Annotated in this window: 1 protein-coding gene; it reads left to right on the top strand. The window is 48.9% G+C overall.

The window, feature by feature from the left end:
• Positions 1–687 (top strand): glucose-1-phosphate thymidylyltransferase RfbA (rfbA, locus tag AC1DRJ_RS30220; RefSeq protein ID WP_477805345.1); only part of this gene is annotated, 687 nt, incomplete at its 5' end.
• Between the last annotated feature and the right edge of the window lie 180 nt (positions 688–867).

Below are 867 nucleotides of genomic sequence, written 5' to 3'. Positions count from 1 at the left end.
CTGCTGGGTGATGGCAGTCTGTATGGTATCAAGCTGACATATGCCGAGCAGCCTAGTCCGGATGGTCTGGCACAGGCCTTTATCATCGGTGAAGAGTTCATCGGCAAGGATCCTTGCTGTCTGATTCTGGGTGATAACATTTTTTATGGTCAGCACTTCTCTGACAATCTACGTTCCGCCAACACTCAGTTAAGTGGAGCAACGGTATTCGGCTACCACGTATCCGATCCGGAGCGCTTTGGTGTAGTTGAGTTCGATAAAACCGGACGGGCGCTGAGCATCGAAGAGAAACCGTTGAAGCCGAAGTCCAACTACGCGGTAACCGGTCTGTACTTCTACGATAACGATGTAGTCGAGATTGCCAAGAACATAAAACCCTCCGAGCGTGGGGAGTTGGAAATCACCGACGTTAATCGTGCGTATCTAGAACGTAAAACTCTCAATGTTGAAATGCTTGGTCGTGGTTTTGCTTGGCTGGATACTGGTACTCACGATTCGCTTCTGGAGGCGAGTCATTTCGTTCATACCATTGAGCAACGCCAAGGTTTGAAAGTGGCTTGTCTGGAAGAGATTGCCTTCAACAGCGGTTGGATCACTGCTGACCAGTTAGGTGCCCAGGCTGATGCTTTGCAAAAGACAGGTTATGGTCAGTACCTGCAAAACCTCTTGGACTCGAGCGCTCGCTAAATCCGGACGTTGTCTTTTTAATCATCAGCTTTCAATTTGTGCAAGCAGGAAGGGTATTCCAGTTAGATTGCCAAAGGTTGCATTTTTGCTGGCGACCTACAACGGAATGCAATGGTTCGCGGAACTGCTCGTCTCGATCCTTAGCCAGACCGAAGTCGACGTAATGGTCTATATCAGTGT

It is taken from the genome of Pseudomonas sp. P5_B2 (assembly GCF_056400445.1).
Note: the sequence above shows the minus strand (reverse complement) of the source record. Positions and strands in the feature narration are given on the sequence as shown.